General features: G+C 66.4%; 24 protein-coding genes. 15 read left to right on the top strand and 9 right to left on the bottom strand.

What is annotated here, in order from left to right; genetic code table 11:
- The first annotated feature begins 6 nt into the window (after positions 1–6).
- The 12 genes from JNL31_RS11115 (at position 7) to ugpC (ending at position 12,274) form a co-directional block, all read left to right on the top strand.
- Positions 7–1,083, top strand: coding sequence for an ABC transporter ATP-binding protein (locus JNL31_RS11115; protein ID WP_294973225.1), 1,077 nt, complete (start codon positions 7–9; stop codon positions 1,081–1,083).
- Positions 1,084–1,085: 2 nt separating this feature from the next.
- On the top strand, positions 1,086–2,012 hold the full coding sequence (locus JNL31_RS11110) for an ABC transporter permease (protein ID WP_294973222.1): 927 nt from the start codon (positions 1,086–1,088) through the stop codon (positions 2,010–2,012).
- Positions 2,005–2,805: an ABC transporter permease gene (locus JNL31_RS11105; protein ID WP_294973221.1), complete on the top strand. Its 801-nt coding sequence runs from the start codon at positions 2,005–2,007 to the stop codon at positions 2,803–2,805. Before JNL31_RS11110 ends, JNL31_RS11105 begins: the two co-directional genes overlap by 8 nt.
- Before the next feature lie 21 nt (positions 2,806–2,826).
- The gene (locus JNL31_RS11100; RefSeq protein WP_294973220.1) at positions 2,827–3,861 is read left to right on the top strand and encodes an extracellular solute-binding protein; all 1,035 of its coding nucleotides are present in this window, start codon (positions 2,827–2,829) and stop codon (positions 3,859–3,861) included.
- A 57-nt stretch (positions 3,862–3,918) separates the two neighbouring features.
- Positions 3,919–5,346 (top strand): amidase, encoded by a 1,428-nt coding sequence (locus JNL31_RS11095; RefSeq protein ID WP_294973218.1) that lies wholly within the window; start codon positions 3,919–3,921, stop codon positions 5,344–5,346.
- Positions 5,347–5,417: 71 nt separating this feature from the next.
- Positions 5,418–6,095: a TetR family transcriptional regulator gene (locus tag JNL31_RS11090; protein ID WP_294973216.1), complete on the top strand. Its 678-nt coding sequence runs from the start codon at positions 5,418–5,420 to the stop codon at positions 6,093–6,095.
- A gap of 220 nt (positions 6,096–6,315) precedes the next feature.
- A complete protein-coding gene (locus tag JNL31_RS11085) occupies positions 6,316–7,032 on the top strand; it encodes an FCD domain-containing protein (protein WP_294973215.1) in 717 nt (238 codons plus the stop codon).
- On the top strand, positions 7,022–8,179 hold the full coding sequence (locus JNL31_RS11080; protein ID WP_294973213.1) for an aminotransferase class I/II-fold pyridoxal phosphate-dependent enzyme: 1,158 nt from the start codon (positions 7,022–7,024) through the stop codon (positions 8,177–8,179). Before JNL31_RS11085 ends, JNL31_RS11080 begins: the two co-directional genes overlap by 11 nt.
- 20 nt (positions 8,180–8,199) lie before the next feature.
- Positions 8,200–9,453 carry a sugar ABC transporter substrate-binding protein gene (locus JNL31_RS11075; RefSeq protein WP_294973212.1) on the top strand — a complete coding sequence of 418 codons (1,254 nt, stop codon included), beginning with the start codon at positions 8,200–8,202 and terminating at the stop codon, positions 9,451–9,453.
- On the top strand, positions 9,450–10,376 hold the full coding sequence (locus JNL31_RS11070; RefSeq protein ID WP_294973210.1) for a carbohydrate ABC transporter permease: 927 nt from the start codon (positions 9,450–9,452) through the stop codon (positions 10,374–10,376). The genes JNL31_RS11075 and JNL31_RS11070 overlap by 4 nt, the downstream gene beginning before the upstream one ends.
- Complete coding sequence (locus JNL31_RS11065) at positions 10,376–11,215, top strand: carbohydrate ABC transporter permease (protein ID WP_294973208.1); 840 nt, start codon at positions 10,376–10,378, stop codon at positions 11,213–11,215. The genes JNL31_RS11070 and JNL31_RS11065 overlap by 1 nt, the downstream gene beginning before the upstream one ends.
- A gap of 3 nt (positions 11,216–11,218) precedes the next feature.
- Complete coding sequence (ugpC, locus tag JNL31_RS11060) at positions 11,219–12,274, top strand: sn-glycerol-3-phosphate ABC transporter ATP-binding protein UgpC (RefSeq protein WP_294973206.1); 1,056 nt, start codon at positions 11,219–11,221, stop codon at positions 12,272–12,274.
- A gap of 89 nt (positions 12,275–12,363) precedes the next feature.
- On the opposite strand, the gene JNL31_RS11055 is transcribed toward ugpC, so the two are convergent.
- Entirely contained in the window at positions 12,364–12,507 is a 144-nt protein-coding gene (locus JNL31_RS11055; protein WP_294973205.1) for a hypothetical protein, read from the bottom strand.
- 104 nt (positions 12,508–12,611) lie between these two features.
- On the opposite strand from JNL31_RS11055, the gene JNL31_RS11050 reads away from it, so the two are divergent.
- A complete protein-coding gene (locus JNL31_RS11050) occupies positions 12,612–13,106 on the top strand; it encodes a catalase (protein WP_294973203.1) in 495 nt (164 codons plus the stop codon).
- Here the strand turns inward: JNL31_RS11050 and JNL31_RS11045 are convergent.
- The 8 genes from JNL31_RS11045 to JNL31_RS11010 all read right to left on the bottom strand — a co-directional run bounded on the left by JNL31_RS11045 (position 13,057) and on the right by JNL31_RS11010 (position 21,469).
- Positions 13,057–13,635, bottom strand: coding sequence for an SDR family oxidoreductase (locus JNL31_RS11045; RefSeq protein WP_294973201.1), 579 nt, complete (start codon positions 13,633–13,635; stop codon positions 13,057–13,059). The genes JNL31_RS11050 and JNL31_RS11045 overlap by 50 nt on opposite strands.
- 99 nt (positions 13,636–13,734) lie before the next feature.
- Positions 13,735–15,237, bottom strand: coding sequence for a M81 family metallopeptidase (locus JNL31_RS11040; protein WP_294973199.1), 1,503 nt, complete (start codon positions 15,235–15,237; stop codon positions 13,735–13,737).
- 12 nt (positions 15,238–15,249) lie between these two features.
- Complete coding sequence (locus JNL31_RS11035; protein ID WP_294973197.1) at positions 15,250–16,197, bottom strand: ABC transporter ATP-binding protein; 948 nt, start codon at positions 16,195–16,197, stop codon at positions 15,250–15,252.
- On the bottom strand, positions 16,194–17,153 hold the full coding sequence (locus JNL31_RS11030; RefSeq protein WP_294973195.1) for an ABC transporter ATP-binding protein: 960 nt from the start codon (positions 17,151–17,153) through the stop codon (positions 16,194–16,196). Before JNL31_RS11030 ends, JNL31_RS11035 begins: the two co-directional genes overlap by 4 nt.
- Positions 17,150–17,989 (bottom strand): ABC transporter permease, encoded by an 840-nt coding sequence (locus JNL31_RS11025; protein WP_294973193.1) that lies wholly within the window; start codon positions 17,987–17,989, stop codon positions 17,150–17,152. Before JNL31_RS11025 ends, JNL31_RS11030 begins: the two co-directional genes overlap by 4 nt.
- Positions 17,986–18,912, bottom strand: a complete 927-nt coding sequence (locus tag JNL31_RS11020; RefSeq protein WP_294973191.1) for an ABC transporter permease — start codon at positions 18,910–18,912, stop codon at positions 17,986–17,988. Before JNL31_RS11020 ends, JNL31_RS11025 begins: the two co-directional genes overlap by 4 nt.
- A 22-nt stretch (positions 18,913–18,934) precedes the next feature.
- Positions 18,935–20,518 carry an ABC transporter substrate-binding protein gene (locus tag JNL31_RS11015; RefSeq protein ID WP_294973190.1) on the bottom strand — a complete coding sequence of 528 codons (1,584 nt, stop codon included), beginning with the start codon at positions 20,516–20,518 and terminating at the stop codon, positions 18,935–18,937.
- Between the two features lie 24 nt (positions 20,519–20,542).
- Entirely contained in the window at positions 20,543–21,469 is a 927-nt protein-coding gene (locus JNL31_RS11010; RefSeq protein ID WP_294973189.1) for a MurR/RpiR family transcriptional regulator, read from the bottom strand.
- A 97-nt stretch (positions 21,470–21,566) separates the two neighbouring features.
- Here JNL31_RS11010 and menC point away from each other — a divergent pair, with 97 nt between their 5' ends.
- Positions 21,567–22,700, top strand: a complete 1,134-nt coding sequence (menC, locus tag JNL31_RS11005) for an o-succinylbenzoate synthase (RefSeq protein ID WP_294973188.1) — start codon at positions 21,567–21,569, stop codon at positions 22,698–22,700.
- The gene (locus JNL31_RS11000) at positions 22,697–23,407 is read left to right on the top strand and encodes a GNAT family N-acetyltransferase (RefSeq protein ID WP_294973186.1); all 711 of its coding nucleotides are present in this window, start codon (positions 22,697–22,699) and stop codon (positions 23,405–23,407) included. The genes menC and JNL31_RS11000 overlap by 4 nt, the downstream gene beginning before the upstream one ends.
- Positions 23,408–23,911: the final 504 nt, after the last annotated feature.

The raw sequence follows: 23,911 nt of genomic DNA, 5'->3' as shown, positions 1-23,911 counted from the left end.
AAGCGGATGGCGGCAGCGGCGCCGGCGATCGAAGTCCTGGATCTCGCCAAAAGTTTCGGTGAGGCGCGGGCGCTGGACGGCGTCTCGGTAAGCATCGGCGAGAACGAGTTCTTCACCCTGCTCGGCCCCTCCGGTTGCGGCAAGACCACGCTGCTGCGGATGATCGCGGGCTTCGACTTTCCCGACGCCGGCGAAATCCGCCTGCACGGCCGGGACATCGCCGGTCAGCCACCCTTCGCCCGCCCGGTGAACACGGTCTTCCAGAACTACGCGCTCTTTCCGCACATGACCGTGGCGCAGAACATCGGCTTCGGGCTGGAGATGCAGGGCAAGCGCCACACCGAGATCGCGGCGCGCGTCGATGCGATGCTGGCGCTGGTTCGGATGGAGGCGCTGCGCGAACGGCGCACCTCGCAACTGTCGGGCGGCCAGCAGCAACGGGTGGCGCTGGCCCGCGCGCTGGCGCCGCAACCGCGCGTCCTTCTCCTGGACGAGCCGCTGTCGGCGCTCGACCTGAAGCTCAGGAAAGAGATGCAGGGCGAGTTGAAGCGGTTGCAGCTTGAAACCGGCATCACCTTCATCTTCGTGACGCATGACCAGGAAGAAGCGCTGACCATGTCGGACCGGGTGGCGGTGATGTCCGGCGGGCGCATCCTTCAGGTCGGCACCCCGCGCGAGATCTATGACAGCCCGCGCGACCGCTTCGTCGCAGACTTCATCGGTGAGGCAAATTTCCTTGCCGGAGAAATCGCCGGGATCGAGGGCCAGCACGCAAGGGTGCGTCTCGCCGCTGGCGGCACGGTCGAGGCTGGGCTGCCCGCAGGTCTCGCGCCGAACGGTCGGGCCACCGTCTTCGTGCGCCCCGAACATGCCGAACTGCGTGCCGACGGCGGCGACTTCCGCGGCAAGCTGGATCGGGTGGTCTATTTCGGCACCGACACGCATCTGCACATCCGCCTGGCCGACGGCTCGGACTTTGTCCTGCGCCAGCAGAACAGCCCCGGCGGGCACTTCGGACTGGATCCCGGCGCCGAGGTCGCCGTTGCGTTCAAGCCCGGCGCCGCCCGCGTGCTGAGGGATTGACCATGTCCGACGCCGCCCAGGTCGCTAAGGCCGCCGCACGCAGGTCGATCCGCGCCCGCTGGTGGCTCTCGGCCCCGGCGCTGGTCGTGGTGGCGCTTTTCGCCGTGCTGCCGCTGGCGGTGATCGTGCTCTACTCCTTCATGGCGAAGGGCGACTACGGCGACGTGAAATACTGGCAGTTCTCGCTGGACGGCTGGTTCGGCGTCTTCTTCGAGCGCGGGCTGTTTGACGACAGCATCGGTCTGGCCAAGGCCCATGTCAGCATCCTGTGGCGGTCGCTGAAACTGGCCATCCTCACCACTGCGGTGGCGCTTCTGATCGGCTTTCCCACCGCCTATTTCATCGCCAACCGACCAGCCCACCGCCGGGACTTCTGGTTGTTCCTGATCATCATCCCGTTCTGGACCAACCTCCTCATCCGCACCTTCGCCATCCAGGAGGTGTTCCGCAACGAGGGCGTGCTGAACAGCCTGCTCCTCTGGGCCGGGATCGTGGACCGGCCCTTGCAGATCATGTTCACCGACCTCGGCATCCTTCTGGGCATGGCATATGTCTACCTGCCGCTGATGGTGCTGCCGATCTATTCCAGCCTGGAAAAGTTCGACTTCAGCTTCGCCGAGGCGGCCTCGGACCTCTACGCCAACAACCGCCGGGTGCTGTGGCGCATCATCCTGCCGATGACGCGGCCCGCGATCCTGGCAGGCTGCATCCTGGTCTTCATTCCCGCACTTGGCGCCTATGTCACGCCACGGCTACTGGGCGGCGGAAAGAACCTGATGCTGGGCAACCTGATCGAGCTGCAATTCGGACAGGGCCGGAACTGGCCCCTGGGGGCCGCCCTGTCGCTGACACTGACCGCAGTCGTCATGCTGGCATTGCTGGTCTACGCCCGCGCCGCCGCGAAATCGGGGGGGCGGAACCATGGCTAGGCCGCATTCCGTCCGCCACCAGCGCGGCTTCACCTTCGTGGCGCTTCTCTGCTTCTTCCTCCTCTACCTGCCGATGGCGACGATGGTGGTCTTCGCCTTCAACGCCGGGAACACACTGGGGGACCTGGACGGATTCTCGCTGCGCTGGTTCCGCGCCGCCTGGCAGAACGACCAGATCGTCGAGGCCCTTCTGCGCTCGCTGACGGTGGCGCCGGTCGCGGCCTGCCTCGCCACCGTCGCCGCCACGATGGCGGCACTGGCAACGACGCGGACCACGCCCTATCGGGGGCTCGCCGCGAAGGTCGCCTTCCTCAACCAGCCGCTCGTGGTGCCCGAGATCGTGACCGCGGTCGCCCTCCTGGTCGTTTTCGCCCGGATCAAGGTCTGGACCGGCTACACCGGCCTTGGCTACCTGATCGCCGCCCATACCGCCTTCTGCATCCCCTTCGCCTACCTGCCGATCCGCGCCCGGCTGGAAACGATGGACCTGTCTCTGGAACGCGCCGCCGCCGATCTTTACGCGCGGCCCTGGGCGGTCTTCCGCTGGATCACCCTGCCGCTTCTCTGGCCCGGGATCCTTGCCGGATTCATGCTGGCCTTCGTGGTCTCGCTCGACGACGTGGTGATCACCGAGTTCATCAAGTCCGCCGGGCAGGAGACACTGCCGACCTACATGCTCGGCCAGTTGCGCCGCAACGTGACACCCGAAATGAACGCGATCTCGACCGTGTTTCTGGCGATCTCGGTCGCCGTCGTCAGCCTGTTCTTCCTTCTCAACCGCAAGAAGACCTGATCCCAGCCAGAGGAGCCCGAGATGCGCCTGCCCATTCTCATCCCTACCCTGTCCGGTCTGGCGATGGCCGCCGCCGGTGCCGCCCATGCCGAAGGCCAGCTGAACATCTTCAACTGGGGCGAATACACCAATCCCGAACTGATCAAGAAGTTCGAGGACACCTACGACATCAAGGTGACGATCACCGATTTCGACTCGAACGACACCGCGCTCGCCAAGGCCCGCCAGGGCGGAAACGACTTCGACATCGTGGTGCCCAGTTCCACCTTCGTGCCGATCTGGATCGCCGAGGGCCTGCTCATGGAGACCCGCCCGGACCAGATGGAAAACTTCCACAACATCGACCCGCGCTGGGTCGACGTGTCCTTCGATCCCGGCCGCCACTACACCGTCCCCTGGCAATGGGGCACCACCGGCGTCGTGGTCGATACCGAGGTCTACAAGGGCGACCCCAACACCTCGTCGATCGTCCTCGACCCGCCCGCAGAGCTTGTCGGCAAGATCAACGTCGTGCCCGAGATGGGCGACGTGATGACGCTGGCGATCCTCGCCGAAGGTGGACAAAGCTGCACCGACGACATGGAGGTTCTGAAGCGCGTCCATGAGAAGCTGGTGGCAGCCAAGCCGAAATGGCTGGCGATGGACTATGCCAGCGTCGAGAAGTTCACCGGCGGCGACTATGCCGCCGGCCTGATCTGGAGCGGCGGCGGCATGCGCATCCGGCTCGAAGCGCCACGCTTCGTCTACGGCTACCCGCGCGAGGGCTATCCGATCTGGATGGACAACGTCGCCGTGCTGAAATCTGCGCCGAATGCCGAGAATGCGAAACTCTTCCAGAACTTCATCATGGACCCCGAGAACGCCGCGCTTATCTCGGCCTATGCGCGCTATGCGAACGGGATCAGCGGCTCCGAGGCCTTCATGCCCGAGGACATGCGCGACGCGCCCGAGATCGTCATCCCTGCGGAATTCGCCGAAAAGGGCGAGTTCACCCCGCCCTGCTCGCCCGCAGTCAACGAGCTTTACACGCGCATCTGGACCGACGTCCTGAAGTGACCAATCCGGCCGGACCGTACCCGGTCCGGCCCGCATCCTTGATCCCGGAAGCCCCCCATGACCGATCTCGACCTGTGCTACCTGCCCGCCCACGAAGCCCTGCGCCGGTTCAAGGCCCGTACCCTTTCGCCCGTCGAGCTGATGGAGGCGGTAATCGCCCGGGCCGAAGCGGTGAAGGATCCCGTCAACGCCTTCACCTTCACCCATTTCGACGAGGCGATGCACCTCGCCCGCAAAGCCGAGGCCCGCTATGCCCGCGGCGCCCGCACCCGTCCGCTGGAAGGGCTGCCGATCGGGATCAAGGACGAAAGCGAGATCGCGGGCAAGCCGACCTCCTCGGGCTCGCTGATCTTCAGGGACAACGTGGCGGAACGGACCTCGACCAACAACGCCCGCATCCTCGCGGCGGGCGGCATCGTCCATGCCCGGACCGCGACGCCCGAGTTTTCCTGCGCTGGCACCACCTGGACACGGGCCTGGGGCGTCACCCGCAACCCCTGGAACCCCGCTTTCACCTGCGGTGGCTCTTCGGGCGGCTCCGGCGCCTCGCTTGCCGCCGGAACCTCGGCAATCTGCACCGGATCGGACATCGGCGGCTCGATCCGCATCCCGGCAGCGGCCTGCGGTGTGGTCGGCTACAAGCCGCCCTACGGCCGCAACCCCGACGACCCGCCGTTCAACCTGGATTTCTTCTGCCACACCGGCCCGATGGCCCGCTCCGTGCAGGATGCCATCCTCTTGCAGAACATCATGTGCGGCCCCTCCCCCACCGACATCTCGACCCTGCGGCCGAAGCTGCGGCTGCCGACCGACTACAAGCCGGTCAAGGGCATGAAGATCGCCTGGTCGCTGGACCTCGGCGTCTTCGAGGTCGACGCGGCGGTGCGGCGCAACACGCTCGATGCGCTGGAGGTGTTCCGCGACCTTGGCGCGACGGTCGAAGAGGTGGACACGGGCTGGAAGCCCGGCACGCTGGAGGCGGGCCTTGCCTATCTCGACCACATCTTCGGCGCCTATCTCTCGACACTCCTGGCCGAACACGGCGATGAGATGACCTCCTATGCCCGCCAGTTCGCCGAACGTGGCGGCCGGTCCACCGCCGCCGATTTCGTCGCCAGCCTCGAACGCATCGCCGAGATGTATGAAAGCTTCGGTCCGATGATCGAACGCCATGACCTGTTCATCTGCCCGACAAACGGCACCACCGCGATCCCCGCCGATCACGACCAGTCCAGGCACCGGATCCAGATCAACGGCAAGGAGGTGCATCCGACCATCGGATGGGCGCTGACCACGCCTTTCAACATGCTCAGCCGCTGCCCCGTGCTGTCGGTGCCGACGGGCCGGGCGCCGGACGGGGTGCCTACGGGCATGCAGATCGTCGGCCGGACCTACCGCGACGCCGATGTGTTCCGCGCCGGCATGGCCTACGAATCCACCCGTGGCGCCTGGTATGGCGATGCACGCCACCGCCCCGCGCTGTGACGCGCAGCATTGACCCGGTCGCGGCAGACGGCGAAAAGAGCCGCTCCGCCACAGCTTGCAGGACCAGCCCCGTGCCACAGGATTCCGCGCCCGACCGGCCCGAAGAAGACGCCCGCCGCCTGACCAAGGCCGGCCGCGCCGACCGGCGGCATCTGCGCGGCCAGGCCAGCCTTCAGCGCATCATCGACGCCACCATCGCCACCATCGCCGAAGAGGGCCTGCCCGGCGTCACCATGCAGCGGATCGCCCGGCGCATCGCCTCGTCGAACGCCCTTGTCGTCTTCCACTTCGGCAACAAGGACCAGCTGTTCCGGGCGGTGATCGAGTACCTGAACGACCAGTTCGCCCGCCACTGGGAGACCCATGTCCGCGCTCCCGGACTGACGACGCCCGAACGGCTGGTCGCCGCGCTCGACTGCGCGCGCAGCTTCTCGCGCCTGCATCCCGACTGGGTGGCCGCCTGGGTGATCTTCGCCAGCGACCGCCAGACCATGCTTATTGACCACAGCATCAGCCTGCCCTCCGACCGCGCCTACCTGGACGAAGTCCGCACCATGCTGGCCGAGGTCGCGGCGGCGGGCGGGCGTGTGGTGGATGTCGACAGCCTGGCCGAGGGGTTGAACTACCTGGTGCAGGGCGCGTGGTATTGGGACACCGTGAACCTCGACCGCCCGCCCTCGGACGCGCTGAGGAAGACCGGGCTTTCGCTGCTCCGACAAGCCTTCCCGCAGGAATTCGCTGGGTTCTGACGCTTGGCAAGCGCCTTGGATTCATGTTGTCGAGGCGGTTGACCGTCCCGCAAGACACAAATCTGCGCCAGCGTGACAACCTGCACGACGACTGATCCGCAAGGGTGCAGGGATTCGACGCTTTGCCAGAAAACTATGTCCGACAATCTTGCAACAATGTCCGACATTGTCTAGCCTGACTCTGCAAACCGCCTGTCCCTGCCCGCCAGGAGATTCGTCCGTGGACGTCCAGCCCGTTCCGCCCGCAAAGGAACCAAGACGCCCGCGCGATGTGGCGCAGCTTCTTGCGGCCCTGGTCGAGGACAAGAAACTGGGCATAGGCGACCGTCTCCCGCCGGAGGTCGAACTTGCCCGGCGTCTGGGGATCAGCCGCTCAACCGTGCGCGAGGCGCTGCGGCAGTGGGAAAGCCTGGGCATCATCACCCGCAACAAGGGCGGGGGCACACGCATCGTGGCCGAAGTCTCCACCCGGTCGCTGCACCTGCCGCTCACCGTCCAGATCGAGGCCGACAGCCTGAGCCGGATGCTCGCCGTCCGCCGCCCGCTGGAGATCGAGGCCGTCCGCATCGCCACCCGTGTTGCGGACGAGGCCGCGCGGCGCAGGATCATGTTGCGGATGCTGGAACTGATGGAGGTCTACGACGCGGGCGAAGACTGGCGCCCCGCCGACCGCCTGTTCCACGCCGCCATTCACGACGCGACCGGCAACCCGCTGTTCGCCAAGGTGATCCACCAGATCCACCGCGCCTTCCACGACCTCTATGACGCTCCCTTCGACCAGCCCCAGCTGGGCGCATCGACGATCCCCGCCCACCGCGACCTGGCCGAGGCCATCGTCGCGGGGGACGAGGGCAAAGCCGTCGCCATCATGTCCGCCATCATGTCCGACGTGGACGAAGCCGCCATCCAGATCGCCCGAGGACTTCATGCCGGATAGAAGCACCGATGACCTTGCCACCCGGCTGACCGCCATCGCCGAAGGCGCGGGCGGGTCGATCACGCCGCCCATCGTCCAGACCTCGCTCTTCGCCTTCGACAGCTTCGACGACTTCAAGGCGCGGATGGATGGGTCCAGCAACGCGCCGATGTATACCCGCGTGCAAAATCCGACCGTCGCCGCCTTCGAGACGATGATGGCCGATGCCGAAGGCGGAGAGGCCGCCGTGGGCTTTGCCTCGGGCATGGGGGCGATTTCGGCCGCGCTGATGGCCTTCCTGCGCCCCGGCGACCGGGTGGCCTGCGTGGAACACGTCTATCCCGACAGCTACCGCTTCATGGAGCGCATCCTGCGCCCCTTCGGGATCGAGACCACCTACCACCCGCTGCGAGAATTCGAGGATGACCCGGACCTCCTGCAGGGCGTGAAGGTCGCCTATCTGGAAAGCCCGACCTCGGTGGTCTTCCAGGCGCTGAACCTGCCGAAGGTTGCCGCCCACGCGAAGCGGCATGGCGTCGTGACGATGATCGACAATTCCTGGGCGACCCCGGTCTTCCAGCGTCCCGTCGAGCTGGGGATCGACATGGTGATCCACTCGGCCTCGAAATACATCTCCGGCCATTCGGACACCGTGGCGGGGGTTGTCGTCGGCAGCGCCGACCACATCGCCCGCCTGCGCGATCTGTCCCTGCCGCTCTTCGGCGCCAAGCTTGCCCCCTTCGAGGCCTGGCTCCTGATCCGGGGCCTGCGGACGCTGGTGCCCCGGATGCGCCAGCACCAGGCCACCGCCGACCTCTTCGCCGACCGTCTGGCTGCCTTGCCCTTCGTGCGCCGCGTCAACTCGCCCACCGCCAACATGGTGCCGGGGCTGACGGGACGGTCAGGGCTAATGTCGGTCGAATTCGACGAGTCCGTGAACGTCCCCAGGCTGGCCGACGCCCTGCGCTTCTTTCGCCTTGGCGTCAGCTGGGGCGGGTTCGAAAGCCTGATCCTGCCAGCGCAGGTGGGCCTCGCCCAGGCCGGGGAATTCAACTCGATGCGCAAGTTCGGCGTGCCCTCGACGCTTGTCCGGCTCAGCCTCGGGCTGGAGAACGCAGACGACCTCTGGGCCGATATGTCGGCGGCCCTGACAACAAGCAGAAACTGACAACCAAGGGAGTGAGAGCGATGAAGAAACTTCTTGCCAGCGCCGGGCTTTTGGCGGCGCTTCTGGGGTCTGCCGTCTCGGCCGAGACCCTGAAACTGGTCGAGGTGATCACCAGCCCCGAACGCACCGAGGTGCTGAAGGGCATGGTCGACGGCTACAAGGCCGCCAATCCGGACGTGGACGTGGAGATCATCTCCGTCCCCTGGGGCCAGGCCTTTGAAACGGTCGCCACCATGATCGCGGGCGGCGACACCCCCGACGTGATCGAGATGCCGGATACCTGGCAGGCACTTTACGCCGACCAGCTCATGCCGCTCGACGACCGGATCGCCGGGTGGGAGCACGGCGCGACGCTGACCCAGAAGACCATCGACATGGGCAAGCTTGCCAACGGCAAGATGACGATGATCCCCTACGGCTTCTACCTGCGCGCCATGTTCTACAACAAGAAGCTCCTCGCCGAAGCCGGGGTCGCCACACCGCCGAAGACGATGGACGAATTCATGGCCGCCTCCGAAGCGGTGTCCAAGCTCGACGGCAAATACGGCTACTGCCTGCGTGGCGGCGCGGGTGGCACCAACGGCTGGATCATGATGGCCGCGGTGATGAATGGTTCGAACGAGTTCTTCACCGCCGACGGCAAGAGCCGAATCAACGAGCCCGGTTCGGTCGCGGGCCTCCAGTTCCTGATGGACCTCTACCAGAAGGGCTATGCGCCGAAGGACAGCGTCAACTGGGGCTTCAACGAGATCGTCGCGGGCTTCTATTCCGGCACCTGCGCCTTCCTCGACCAGGACCCTGACGCGCTCATCGCGATTGCAGAACGGATGCCGGCCGAGGACTTCGCCGTCATGCCGATGCCGGTCGGTCCCTCGGGCAAGGCCTTCCCGACCATCGGCTTCGCGGGCTGGTCGGTGTTCAACTCGACCGAACATGCCGATGACGCCTGGAATCTCGTGGCCTACCTCTCCTCGCCCGAGTCGAACGCCACCTGGGCCAAGCGGGTGGGCGTGATCCCGATCCACCAGGGCGCCGACCAGGACCCGTTCTTCAAGACCGATCAGTTCAAGGGCTGGTTCGAGGAGCTGAACAGCCCGGACTACATCCCCACCATCATGCCGACCTACCTGGAACAGTGGGGCTACTTCACCTCGACGGTCCTAAAGGACACGGCGCAAGAGGCGCTCCTCGGCCAGAAGACCGCCCAGGAGCTGGGTGACGAATGGGCCGCCTTCCTGACGGATGAATACGGCAAGTGGAAAGCCAAGCAGTGACGCAAGGCACCCTCGCGCCCGGGGCAACCCGGGCGCACCAGCGTTTCGTCTGGTCCCACCTGATCGAACCCTACCTCTACCTCACACCGGCCCTGGTGCTGATCGCGCTGGTCATGCTCATCCCGCTGGTGGTGGGGGTCAGCTACTCGTTCCAGTCGATCATGCTTCTGAAACCGGGGCAGGCGGAATGGGTGGCGCTGGACAACTATCTCGCCCTCTGGTCCGACACCAAGTTCTGGATCTCGCTGGAAAACACGCTGGTCTGGACTTTCGGGTCGCTGTTTTTCCAGTTCACGCTCGGCCTCGGCCTGGCACTTCTGCTCAACACCAGCTTCCCGCTGAAGCGGCTGTTCCAGGCCATCGTCTTCCTGCCCTGGGCGGTCCCCACCTTCCTGACCGCGCTGACCTGGGCCTGGCTCTTCAACCCGCTGATCGGCCCCCTGCCGCACTGGCTTGCCGCCGTCGGTGTGCTGCCCGAACCGTTCAACATCCTGGGCGATCCCGATCTTGCCATCTGGGGTCCCATCGCCGCGAACATCTGGTTCGGCGTCCCCTTCTTCGCCATCACCCTTCTGGCCGCGCTGCAATCCATCCCGTCGGAACTGTATGAAGCGGCCGAGATCGACGGCGCGACAGCCTGGCAAAGCTTCACCAAGATCACCCTGCCATTCCTTGCGCCGATGATCGCCATCACCGTGATGCTGCGCACGATCTGGATCGCCAATTTCGCGGACCTGATCTTCATCATGACGGGGGGCGGGCCGGCCAATTCCACGCAGATCCTGTCCACCTACATCTTCACCACCGCCTTCAAGAAGCTGGACTTCGGCTATGCCTCGGCGTTGGCCGTGGCACTTCTCTTCCTGCTCTTCCTCTATGCCGTGGTGCTTCTGGCGCTGCGCCGCCGCTTCGTGAGGCTGTGATGGCCATCGCCCGCCGCAACCCGCTTCTCACCCTCGGCAAATACGCCGCGATCCTGTTCTACCTCTGCTTCGCGCTGTTCCCGCTCTACTGGCTCCTGAAGATCGCGATCACGCCCGACCAGCTGATCTTCACCGAGGGCACGGCACTCTGGCCATCGGACGCGACACTTGGCAACTTCACCAAGGTGATCTGGCAGACCGATTTCCTGCGCTTCTTCCGGAACAGCCTGATCGTTTCGCTCGCCTCGGCCGCCATCACCACGGTCATCGCCGCCGGAGCGGGCTATGCCTTCTCGCGCTTCCGCTTCCGGGGCCAGAAACTGATCATCGCGCTGATGCTCCTGACACAGATGTTCCCGCTTCTGATGATCATCGCACCGATCTACAAGATCGTCGCCGCCCTGGGCCTGCTGAACTCGCTCTCCAGCCTGGTGCTCGTCTACGCCGCCTTCAACGTCCCCTTCGCCACCTTCCTGATGCAAAGCTTCTTCGACGGCATCCCCAAGGACCTCGAAGATGCGGCGATGATGGACGGCTGCACCCGGTTCCAGGCGCTGCGCAAGGTGATCCTGCCGCTGACGCTGCCGGGGCTCGGCGCGACGCTGGGCTTCGTCTTTACCGCCGCCTGGTCCGAGGTGCTGTTCGCCCTCATGCTCATCCGGTCAGAGGACAGCATGACCTTCCCGGTCGGCATGTTGACCTTCGTGTCGAAATTCTCGGTTGACTGGGGGCAGATGATGGCGGCCGGGGTGCTGGCGCTCATCCCCTCCTGTCTCTTCTTCATCTTCATCCAGCGATATCTGGTCCAGGGCCTGACCTCTGGCGCCGTGAAAGGCTGACACATGGCCCGACTTGACCTTCTCGGCATTGAAAAACGCTTCGGCGCCATCGAAGTGCTGCGCGACGTGAACCTCTCCATCGCCGATGGCGAGTTCATTGTACTCGTCGGCCCCTCGGGCTGCGGCAAGTCCACCCTCCTGCGCATGATCGCCGGGCTCGAGGACATTTCCGCAGGCGAATTGCAGATCGATGGCCAACGCATGAACGAGGTGGCCCCCCGCGACCGGGACATCGCGATGGTGTTCCAGTCCTACGCGCTTTACCCGCACATGGACGTGGCGCGGAACATGGGCTTCTCGATGGAAATCCGCGGGGCCGAGGCCTCGGGTCGCGCCGCCCGCGTATCCGCAGTCGCCCGCACGCTGGGGCTCGACAAGCTGACCCAGCGCCTGCCCCGGGCGCTCTCGGGCGGCCAGCGCCAGCGAGTCGCGATGGGCCGCGCCATCGTGCGCGAGCCGCGGGCCTTCCTCTTCGACGAGCCGCTCTCGAACCTCGATGCCGCGCTGAGGGTCGAGATGCGGCTGGAGATCGCCCGCCTGCACCAGCGGCTGAAGGCGACAATGATCTACGTCACCCACGACCAGGTCGAGGCCCTGACGCTGGCCGACCGCATCGTCGTCCTGAACGCGGGCGTGGTGCAGCAGGTCGGCACGCCGCTCGAACTGTACCAGACCCCCGCCAACCGCTTCGTGGCCCAGTTCATCGGCTCGCCCACGATGAACATTCTGGCCGTCAGCCAGACCGATACCGGCGTTCGCCTGGCCAACGGGGCCGAGATCGCGCTTCCCGGCCTCTCCGGTCCTGTCGCCGAGCTGGGCATAAGGCCCGAACACCTGGACATCGCCGACCCGGCAACCGCCCCGCTGACCGGCACCGCGGACGTGGTCGAACATCTGGGATCGGACACGAACGCCTATGTGGTTGTGGATGGTGTGGGTCCGCTCATGGTGCGCCAGCACGGCCATGTCGCCCTGCGTTCGGGCGATCGGCTCGGGCTGACGCTCCAGCCCGGCCAGGCGCATGCCTTCGCAGCCGACGGACGCACGCTTCGTTCCTGATCGGCACCCCGGGCCTTTCCGGCAAGGCGACAGCCATGCGGGCGCCGAAAATCGTCCAGCCGCGATGATGTTCGTCCGGGTCGCCCACGTCACACTTTCGCAGCCCAGACCCGGAGCCTTCCCTGCCCCGTCACCTCGCGCACCAGACTGCGCGCTTCCAGCAGGTCGAGGTTGCGCAGCACGGTCGCCCGGCTGGCCCCGGTCTCGGTTCCCACCCGCGGCGCCCCGAGCATCGGGCGCGTCGCCAGCGCCGCGATCAACCGGGCTGGTGTCCGGCCCGACAGGGCTTCGGGATGAGGCCATCGCCCCGGGCGATTTCCCGGAATGGGATCTGGCCATGCAGGTTTTCGATCAGGCGCTGCCCGACAGCCTGCCCCATGATGTGCTGGACGCGACCAAGCTGATCCCCGAAGAGGTGGTGCCGCTCCGGGTCATCGGGCGGATGGTGCCGGACCGCAACCCCGACAACTTCTTTGCCGAGACAGAACAGGTGGCCTTCCTGCCCTCGAACATCCTGCCGGGGATCGACCGCCGCCTCGACCGCGATGCCGCAACACGAGATCGACGTGCCGCTGACCCGGCTGCGCGGCCTGTTGCCCCCGTGCTTGCGCACGGGAGCAACGGCGAGGCAAATGGGACAGAAGCTCGGCTGCCGTTTCGTTGGCCCCGGCGGGAAATCGGGAAAACCGCCGGATTCTTCCTGCCATTGCGCCCGATTGACATGCCTCTAGCCGAGAGGGTCGGACATGAAGGGACAACGCGGAACTACGCGAGGCGTTCCGTCACGCGATGGGTTTGCCACCGGTCACACCGAAGGTCTCGCCGGTCATGAACAGCGGTTCACCTGTGGCAAGGAACATGAAGGCCGCGGCGATCTCGGCAGGCTGGCCGGGGCGACCGAAGGCGCTGTCCTGCCCGAAATGGCGAACCTTTTCATCCGTCTGTCCTCCCGACGGTTGCAGCGCGGTCCAAAATGGCCCGGGCGCGATGGCGTTCACCGCAAAGGTCTTGACGAACTGTTCGGTACTGATGTCCTCGATCCTTTCCTGCGTGTCCTGCTTGCCCGCGTTGTTGACCAGGACATCCAGCCCGCCCAGGACCTTGGCGGCATCGGCGACAAGGCCCAGGCATTGCCTTTCGTCAGAGTTGTCCGCCCCGAAAACCGCGCCGTCGAGGCCGCATCCTTGCTGTCGGGGTGCAGGCAGGAAAATTGACGGACTGGTGCCGGGTGGTCGGCCCGTGATCAGCGCTGAGTTCTGACGCAAGCTTTGGTTCTTGACCGAAATGCGCTTGAGGATCGACGGTCCCTGGGGACAAGGCTCTTCGGAGACAATGTGACGATGTCGTTCGAAGGCGGTCATTTCCCGAAGGCGGTGATCCTCTTCGGAGGACTTTGCGACAGAACCCACGACCGATACTGACGGTATCGGGATGACGGCCAGTCTGGTCGGCGGGGCAGGTCAGGGATCATAGGTTGCGTCGCGGTCAAGCGGCCAGACCGGGCGGCGGACGCGGACATAGGGGCGCAGGTGGGCCTGCGGGGTTGCCAGCGCGCCGGTATCGCAGACGATGACCTTGCCCGCGATGGGTTCGAAGGCCGCGCGGAAGTGCTGCATCGACTTGACCACCAGGAAGCGCAGGCGGGCGGGCTCGATCCCGAAGGTGCGCACCTGCTGGAGGTCGAGCATCTGTTCGTTCAGCGTGACGACAAGGATGTCGATACCCTGGACGCGGAACACCGCAGTCGGGCCGAAGCTGTGGGTGATGCCGCCAAGGATCGGACCGTCGCCGGTGTAGGATCCGTCCGACAGGTTCAGGATTTCGCCAGTCAGCCGAAGCGGGCCACCACCGAATGCCGGGTCGCACTTGCCGCCCAGATCGAGCGTCACGGTCTCGCCCACCCGGTAGCGGTGCAGCGTCGCGGCGGCTTCGGGATCGATCATCGGGGCGAAGGCACCGGGTTCGGCGCCAGCGTCCAGCAGGGCGGACAGGAGTGCCGTCGCATCGCCATAGGCCCCGGCGCCGGGGTTGTCGGCATAGTCGGCGATCACCAGCGGGCCTTTGGCGGCATCGAAATCCCGCGCTTGTGCCGCAGCTTCGGCGGGCGTGAGGAAGGTGTTGGCAACGGAACCCCGTCCGTCCCAGATACTGCGGGCCAGGTCGCGGGCGATGGCCTCGGCCCGCGCCTCTGCACCCTTGTCATGCGTGACCAGCACGGTCGGGCCCATTTCGGCGATGTCTGCCTCGGAGAAGCCAGCGTTGACCGAGACGGCGAGGATGCCCGGCTCGGCCTCATGGGCAGCGGCGCGGGCATAGAGCGCGGCTGTCGCGGGAACGTCGGTACGGCCGGCGTTCGCCTCGTCCAGCATGGGCACATGGACGCGGATCGTCCGCGGGCGGACCTCGCTCCGCATTGCAGCGTCGAGAATCCGGCCCGCGTGCAGCCCGGTGGCCCGCATGTCGATATGTGGATAGGTCTTGTAGCTGACGAGGATCTGCGCCTGTTCGATCATCGCTGGCGTCACCATCGCGTGCAGGTCCAGCGAGGCCGCGACCGGCAGGTCGGGCCCGACGATGGCGCGCAGGCGACGCAGAAGCTCGCCCTCGCCGTCCTCGCAAAAGGTCGGGACCATGGATCCGTGCAGCGACAGAAGGATGCCATCCAGTGTGCTGCGATGCTCGCGCGCCGCGTCGCAGATGATCCCGGCGATATGGTCGAAGGCCTGGCGCGAAACCGGGGCGCCGGGGTTCGCGTGGGCCGAAACGGTGTGGGTAACGCGCCAACCGCCCGCGCGGCCAGCGTCGAGGAAACCGGCAAGTTCGTCGTTCACCTCGCCGAAGCGGTCGATGGCGGTCTGGCCGAGGTCCAGCACCTCGTCCCGGAAATCCTGAAGCGTGGTCTCGCCCTTCTTGAACGTGCTGCTTTCATGAACGAAGGAGCCGGTCAGGACGTGGAAGGGCATGGTAGGGACCTTTCAGAGCGGGTGGAAACAGGCGACAGGATGGGCGGGATCGTCGGAGAGCCTGGGGCTTTCGCGGCGGCAGAGATCGGTGGCGTGCGGGCAGCGGGCAGCGAAGGCGCAGCCGGCAGGCAGGGCAAAGGGGCTGGGAATCTCGCCCGAAAGCGGGGCAAGGCGTTTGCGTTGCGCGGGGTCCGGGGCGAAACGCGCGTCCATCAGGGCATGGGTGTAGGGGTGGCGCGGCGCGGCGGCGGGATCGGGCAGGACCTCGACCACCGCGCCAAGATACATCACCACGATCCGGTCGCAGAAATAGCGCACGAGGCCGAGGTCGTGGCTGATGAAAAGACAGGTCAGCCCCAGCCGCCCGCGCAGGTCGGCCAGAAGGGCGATGATCTGGGCCTGGATCGACACGTCAAGGCTGGCGGTGGGTTCGTCCAGAACCAGGAAATCGGGCCGGAGTGCCAGGGCGCGGGCAATTCCGACACGCTGGCGCTGGCCGCCCGAGAGCTGTTGCGGATGGCTGTCGGCAAGGCCCTCGGGCAGGCCGACCTCGGCAAGCAGGGCGGCGATGGTTCCCGGCGGCAGGGGCTGGCGCTGGACCTGGAAGGGCTCGGCCAGCACCTGGGTCAGGGTGTGGCGCGGGTCGAGGCTGGAATAAGGATCCTGGAACACCATCGCCATGCGGCGGCGCATCCGGCGCAGGGCGGTTGCGGACAGGGTGGCAAGGTCGGTGCCGTCAAAGCTGACGCGCCCGGACGTCGGCTCGATCAACCGCAGGACGAGGCGGGCGAGCGTGGACTTGCCGCAGCCGCTTTCGCCGACAACGCCGACAGCCTCGCCCCGCGCAATGCCAAGCGAGACGTCGCGCACGGCCAGCATGGAGCGGGGGCGGGACAGGAAGCCGCCGCCGGACTGGAACTGTCTGGTCAGGTGCTCGATCCGGATCAGGGGCGCGGTCATGCGATGACCCCGGCGTGGTGGCAGGCGACGGTGCCTTGCCCGCAGCTTTCCGGGGCGGGCACGACAGTCCGGCAAAGGTCGCTGGCTCGCTCACAACGCGGGTGAAAGCGGCAGCCGGGCGGCATCGCCAGCGCGGAGGGCACGGCACCGGGGATGCCGCGCAGGCTGCCCTGCGCCATGCCGTCCTGCGGGATGCAGCCGATCAGGGCAGAGGTGTAGGGGTGGGCGGGGGCGGCGAAGATGTCCGACACCGGGCCTTCTTCGGCCAGGCGACCTGCATACAGCACGGCGACCCGGTCGCAGACTTGTGCCACGACGCCCATGTCATGCGTGATCAGCAGAAGCGCCAGCCCACGGTCGCGAACCAGCGCGCCAAGGATCTGGATGATCTGTGCTTGCACCGTCACGTCAAGCGCAGTGGTCGGCTCGTCGGCGATGATCAGGTCGGGCTCCCCCGCCAGGGCCATCGCGATGACGATGCGCTGCTTCATCCCGCCCGAAAGCTGGTGCGGCCAGGCCTCCGCCACCGAGGCGGCATCGGGGATGCGCAGTTGTGTCAAGAGGTCCAGCGTGCGGACGCGGGCGGCGGCTTGTGGCAGGCCAAGGTGCAGCCGCGACACGACATCGACCTGCTCGCCGATCCGCTGCACCGGGTCGAGCGCGGTCATCGGGTTCTGGGTGACGAAGCCGATCCGTCGCCCGCGCAATACGCGCCGCTGGGTGTCGGTCATGAGGGCCATGTCCTGCCCGTCGAACCGCACATTGCCCCCCGTGACGCGCCCGCCGATCAGCGGCAGAAGGCCCATTGCCGCCATTGCCGTCAGCGACTTGCCCGAGCCGCTTTCCCCGACCAGGCCGACGATCTGCCCCCGGTCGACCCGTAGCGAGATGCTGTCCAGGAGCGGGGCAGAGCCGATGGACACGCTGACCGAAGCCAGGTCGAGAAGCGCGGTCATGGCGATCTCCGCAGTTTCTGGCGGATATCCAGCGCGGCGATCAGCGCGTCGCCGTAGAGGTTGATGGCGACCACGGTGATTGCGACGGCAAGGCCGGGGTAGATGATGATCCAGGGAGCCTTGAACACCAGGGCCGAGCCCGCCGACATCATGCCGCCCCAGCTGGGCACCGGCGGCTGGGCACCAAGGCCGAAGAAGCCCAGCGTCGCCTCCAGGATGATGGCATCACCGGTGGCCAGCATCGCCGAGACAAGGACGGGGGCAAGCGCGTTGGGCAGAAGGTGGCGAAAGAGGATGTGGCCGTTGGACGCGCCAAGCGAACGGGCGGCCTCGATGAATGTTTCGCCTTTCAGGGTCAGGATCTGGGCGCGGGTCAGCCGGGTGAACTGCGCAAGATAGGCGACCGAGATGGCGATCATCGTTCCCAGCGTGCCGGGGCCGATGATCGCCACCAGAATCAGGGCGATCAGGATTTCCGGAAAGGACCAGGTGAGGTCCACGACAACGGTGACGGCGCGGTCCAGCCAGCCGCCGAACCAGGCTGCCGCGGCGCCGAGAACCATGCCGCAAAAGACGGAGATGGCGATTGCCGTCGCGGCGACGGACAGCGAGGTGCGCGCGCCCCAGACGAGTCGCGTCAGGAGGTCCCGCCCGAATTCATCGGTTCCGAGCCAATGGGCGGCGGAGGCCGGGCGGTAGGCGTTCGGCAGGTCCTGCGCGTCGAAGGCGTAGGGAGACAGGATCGGGGCAAGGAGTGCGGCGGCAATCACCAGAGCCAACCACAGGCCGGCCAGGCCTCCCTGCGGTCGTTGCAGGGCGCGGACCGGCGCGATCATGCCAGCGCTGCCCGCACCCGCGGGTCCATCGCGGCTTGCAGGATGTCGCCCAGAAGCGTGCCGAGCATCACAGCCATCGCAAGCATCAGAAGGCAGGCCTGCACCACCGGGTAATCGTGCTGGCTGAGCGACTTGATCAGCAGGGTGCCAAGTCCGGGACGGGCGAAGACCACCTCGACCGTGACGGCACCGCCCAGGATCCAGCCGATCCGCAGGGCAAGGATCGTCACCACCGGGATCAGCGCATGGCGCAGGACGTGGCGCAGCTGGATGCGCAGGGGCGAGAGGCCCTTCGCGTGCAGGAGCATCACGAAGTCGCGCGCCGAGGCCTCGATCATCGAAACGCGGGTGATCCGCGCGACAAGCGCAGTGCCGCCAAGACCGATGGTCAGGACCGGCAGCACCAGCGATTGCCAGCCCCGCGCCCCCGAGACCGGAAACCAGCCCAGTTGCACCGAGAAGACCAGCATCAGGATCAGTCCCAGCCAGAAGCTTGGCATGGTGGACCCTGCAAGGACCCCGCCCATGATCGCGCGGTCGATCCAGCGATCCCGGTTCAGGGCGGCGATCACCCCCAGCCCGACGCCGACCACGGTCGAGAAGAGGAGCGCGAAACCCCCTAGCCGCAGCGAATGCGGCAGGGCCTGCGCGATGAGGTCGACGACGGGGCGACGGGCGACGATGGCGGTTCCCAGATCTCCCTGCGCTACCTTGGACAGCCAGATGCCGTACTGCACGGGCAAGGGCCGATCCAGGCCGTAGCGCACCTCCATCTCGGCCCGGGCGGTCGGCGACGACCCGGGTTTCAAGAGGTTGTCGATCGGATCGCCGGGGATGAAGTGGAGGATCGAGAAGATCACCACCGAAACGGCAAGGAACACCGGCACGAGCATCAGGACCCGTCGGATGAGCCAGGACAACATGCCGGTGCTCCTTGGCTGAGCGCTATTGCTTCACCTCGAGGTCAAGGAAGGCCGAGGCGCCAAACGCCGAGGCGTCGATCTTCTCGGGCAGGGCGATGCGGTCCTTGTTGTAGGCATAGGCCTGCACCGGCTGGTAGATCGGCGCCATCGGGAACTGGGTCAGCACGTATTCGTGGTATGCGGTGAAGTTGGCGACGCGCTCGTCCATGTTCTTCGAACCCGTCATCGCCGCCGCGCGCAGCTCTTCGGCCTTGGGGTCGTTGAACATCGACACGTTCGGATAGCCCAGGCGGTCGCCGCCGAAGAACCAGTCGACGATATCGGCATTGTCCCAGTTGTAGGACCGCACCGCCAGCTGCTGCTCGCCGGTCTTGTACTGGTCGCGGATCATCGAACTGTCGAAGGTGGTGATCTCCGCTTCGATGCCCACGGCCTTGAGCTGCGCCTGCACCACTTCGGTCAGGCGGCGGAAGATACTGTCGCTTTGCGTCCAGAGGGTGACCTTCAGCGGCTGGCCGTCCTTCATGCGCACGCCGTCCGGTCCCATCGCCCACCCGGCTTCGTCCAGCAGGGCGTTGGAGCGATCTGGGTCGTAGTGAATCTTCGCGCCGTCCGAGACATGGCTTTCCGGCAGGGCCGAGATCAGGAAGGTGTCGGCCACCGCGCCGACGCCGCCGAACACCGAGGCAAGGATTTCCTCCTGGTTGATCGCCTTGGCGGCCGCCTCACGGACGCGGATATCGTCGAAAGGCGCCTTGGTGACATTGATCGGCATGTACCAGACATCCTGTCCCGGCATGGTCAGGATCGCGAGGTTCGCTTCCTTCTGCACCTCGGCCGTCAGGTCGGCCGGCACCGAGAGCAGGAAGTCGACGCCCCCGGTCTTCAGCTCAAGAAAGGCGGTCGAATCCTCGGGGATTTCGCGGAACGTAAGGCGTTCGACCTTTGCCGGGCCGTGGTTGGCGGCGACTGCGGGTCCCCAGGTGTAGTCGTCGTTGCGCACCAGCACGGTTTCCTGACCGATGGTGAAGCTTTCCAGCTTGAACGGGCCGGTGCCATAGGCCTCGGTCACGCCGAAATCGTCGCCAAGTGCTGCGAAGGATTTCGGCTCGACCACGCCCATGAAGGTGGCCGAGAGGTTGTAGAGAAGGTTCGGCTCGGGCCGCGACATCACGAATTTCACCGTGTGATCGTCCACAACCTCAACAGAGGCGATGGCCTCGGCCATATAGGCGTTCTCGCCTTCGGCGGCCTTGAAGAGTTCGAGCCAGGCTTTCACCGCCTCGGCATTGAACGGCTCGCCATTGTGGAAGGTCACGCCCTGCTTGAGGTGGAAGGTCCAGGACATGCCGTCGGGGGCCTCTTCCCAGCTCTCAGCCAGCCAGGGATGATAGCTGAGGTCGGCGGCCTGGCTGACGAGACGGTCGAAGATCAGCCCCGTTGCGGTGTTCAGCATCGTGGCCTTGATCGGGTTGTAGGTGGGGGCTCCCACTTCGTTGGTGGCCATCACGAAGACGGCTTCCTGTGCGCTGGCGGCTTGCGCGGCAATCAGGGCAGCCAGGCTGACGCTGGCCGACAGCAGGGTCTTGCGGAAGAAATGGGTCATGACGGGTCCTTTCTGTTGGTTGGGTCAGGGTCTGCCCGGGTTTCGCCCCGGGGCGGTATGTCCGATGAAGTCGCCGTAAAGTTCCGAGACGCGCGCCATCCGGCCCTCGACCTCGGCCCCGAGGTCGCGGAAGACGCCGTTCACCATCAGACCGATCAGCGACGACATGGCAGAGGTGGTGTCCCAGAAGTGGTTGAGGTCGGTCGGGACGGCGAACAGCTCGGTAACGACGCCCGGACCCCAGTCGCAGTAGGGGTCGGTGATCAGCGTCACGGGAATTCCCTCGTCCCGCGCGGCAAGGGCAAGATCGCGGGTCAGACGCGAATAGCGGCGGCCGTCGATCAGGACCAGCGTCGTCTCGGCGGGGTCCGACAGCAGCACTTCGGCGAAATGCCCGCCCGCGATGTCGGCCAGGTGAACACCCGCCCTCAGGTATTGCATGTTGTGAACAAGTTCGGCCGCGTGCCCGCGTTCGGTCTGGAAGCCTGCGACCCAGACGGCGCGCCGACGGGCCAGCCTGTGCACTGCGGCCTGGAAGGCAGGCGTCGCGGCAAGTTCGTAGACTGTAACGACGGCCGCTATCTCGTGCTCCAGCGCGCGGGCAAGCTCCCCGCTGCCCTGCTGGCTGCGGCGGTGGAAATCCTTCAGCCGGTCGCCGATGAGCCAGGCCTTCTCGCCAAGATCGAGCTGGAGGCTGGACTTCAGGTCCTTCAGGTGCCGGTAGCCGATCGAGCGGCAGAAACGCCCGACCGAGGCCTCGGACACGCCGACCTTGCCCGCCACGGTGGCTGCCGTCTCGAAGGGCAGCGAGGGCAGGTTCGCCAGCAGGTAATGCGCCAGCGCGCGTTCGGCGGGGGTGCCGGTTTCGGTTGCCTGGGTCAGGCGCTGGCGCAGGTCGCCGGACGGGGCATCGCCGGTGCCTTCCACCTCTGCATGTTTGACCTGGTCCATCCTTGCGGTCCCCCTGCAAGTAAGCGTGTCAGGAATCTTTCATTCGGTCAACGATGCAAGTAAGCTGAAATAAGCCCCCATTGTCGGAGGACCGCAGATGCCTACCCCCGCAGCGACCCGCGCCCCTTTGCGGATTGACGGCGCCACCCTGCGCCTTGTGCGTCTGCCCCTGGTCACACCCTTCACCATCGCCACCGGCACGCTGACGGAAAAGGTGTTTCCCCTGTTGACGTTGCGGGCGGATGGGCTGGAGGGCCACGCCGAGGGCGTGATGGATCCGCTGCCCGACTACCTGGAGGAAACCGTGGCGGGCGCGATGGACTTGCTCGCGACGGCGCTGATCCCGCAGGTGCTGGGGCAACGCTTCGCCCACCCCGAATCACTGGCCCGCCGCTTCGCGCCCTGGCGGGCGAATTTCATGGCCCGGGCGACGGTCGAGATGGCGTTCTGGGATCTTTGGGCGAAATCGCTGGACTTGCCGTTGCAGGCCGTGCTCGGCGGCGAGGGGGATGCGGTCGATGTCGGCGTGTCGCTCGGAATCGGTCCCGTCGCCGGGACGCTCGACCGGGTGGCGGCGCATCTGGCGCAGGGCTACAGGCGGATCAAGCTGAAGGTGAAGCCGGGCCACGACATCGGTCTCTTGCAGGCGGTGCGGAAGGACTTCCCGGACGCGCACCTGACCGTCGATGCCAACTGCTGCTACACGCTGGCCGACAGCGATCTGATCCGACGGATGGACGAGTTCGCGCTGGACTACATCGAACAGCCGCTGGCCTGGGACGATATCCACGACCACGCGACCCTGCAGCAGCGCATCAGGACGCCGCTGTGCCTGGACGAATGCATCCGCACGGTGGACCACGCCCGCAAGGCGTTGCAGACGGACGCGGCGCGGGTGGTCAACATCAAGGTCGGCCGCTCGGGGGGCCATACGGCGGCGCGGCAAATCCACGACCTGTGCCAGGCCTGGCAGGTGCCGGTCTGGTGCGGCGGGATGCTGGAATCGGGGATCGGCCGGGCGCATAACATCCACCTGTCCACCCTGCCCAACTTCACCAAGCCGGGCGACACGTCGTCGGCCAGCCGCTACTTCAGCCGCGACATCGTCGAGGAGAAACTGGAATGCGTGAATGGGCGGATGCCGGTTCCGCGGGGGCCCGGGATCGGAGTGACGCTTGACCTCGATTACCTGAAGTCCGCCACGCTGTCGGCACAGGACTTCACGGTATGACCGAGGTGCTCTTCCGCGACCTGTCCGGCATGGACGAGTTCCGCGCCGCCGAAGGCCTCCAGCGCGCGGTCTGGGGCGAGGGCGACCTGCCCGATCCGGCGGACCTGATGATGGTGATCCAGGCCGAGGGAGGTCTGGTCGGCGGCGCTTTCGTCGCGGGACGACTGCTGGGGTACGTCTTCGGTTTCCCGACGCGCGAACCGCAGGTCCAGCATTCGCACCGGCTGGCCGTGCTGCCCGAAGCGCGGGGACAGCACCTGGGCCTCCGCCTGAAGACCTATCAACGGAACTGGTGTCTGGAGCGGGGAATCCGCCATGTGCGCTGGACCTTCGACCCGCTGCGCGCAACGAACGCTTCGCTGAACATTCACCGGCTGGGGGCGACGGCCGACACCTATCTGCCGGACTATTACGGCGCGATGGCGGGCATCAACAGCGGCCTTTCCTCGGACCGGCTGCTGGTCGACTGGGATCTGGCAGCACCGGTGGCTGCGGCGCTGGCGGCGGGCCAGGTGCGACCGTCCGAAGCCCTGGTCGCGCTGGACGTGACCCTGCCCGAGGACCTGGAGGCCTTGACGCGCACGGCCCCTGACAGCGCACGCACCTTGCGGCTGGCGTTGCGGGAAGAGATGCAGACCGCCTTTGCCAAGGGCCGCAGGATCGCAGACTTCGACCCGGCCCGGCGCAAGTACCTCCTGACGCCCTAGGCTCGGGACTTCGGGAACTGGGCCGCTCCGGTCAAGTGGTTTTGGGCATGCAGGGCTGGCCGCCGGGCGCGTCTTCGACATTCCCGCTCGCCCGTCACCGACGCCCCCGGGGGGCAAGACCACGAACACCGTCGCCAATACCGGGCTGAACGTCGTGCAGGTCTACCAAGACCTGCCGTCGGGCGACAAAACCGTCGACGCGTTGCAGGGCTGGCTTCGGCCTCGGCTACGCCCTTTGCCGCGTTGACGGCGCTTCTGATCATGTGCGGGGTCGCAATCGCGCTTCCGCTGACCTGGCCGGATGCCAGGCCCGGCACCTGCGACCGGAAAGGCCCTGACGGGCAGTGCGGACGGTAGAAAGAGTCACAGCTTCGCGGTCCAGACCCGGAACCTTCCCTGCCCCGTGACCTCGCGCACCAGCCCGCGGGCCTCCAGGAGGTCGAGGTTGCGCAGCACCGCCGCCCGGCTGGCCCCGGTCTCGGCTTCCGCTTGCGGCGCCCCGAG

The organism is Tabrizicola sp. (genome assembly GCF_016792905.1).
In the GTDB taxonomy this organism is placed as follows: Bacteria; Pseudomonadota; Alphaproteobacteria; order Rhodobacterales; family Rhodobacteraceae; genus Tabrizicola.
Note: the sequence above shows the minus strand (reverse complement) of the source record. Positions and strands in the feature narration are given on the sequence as shown.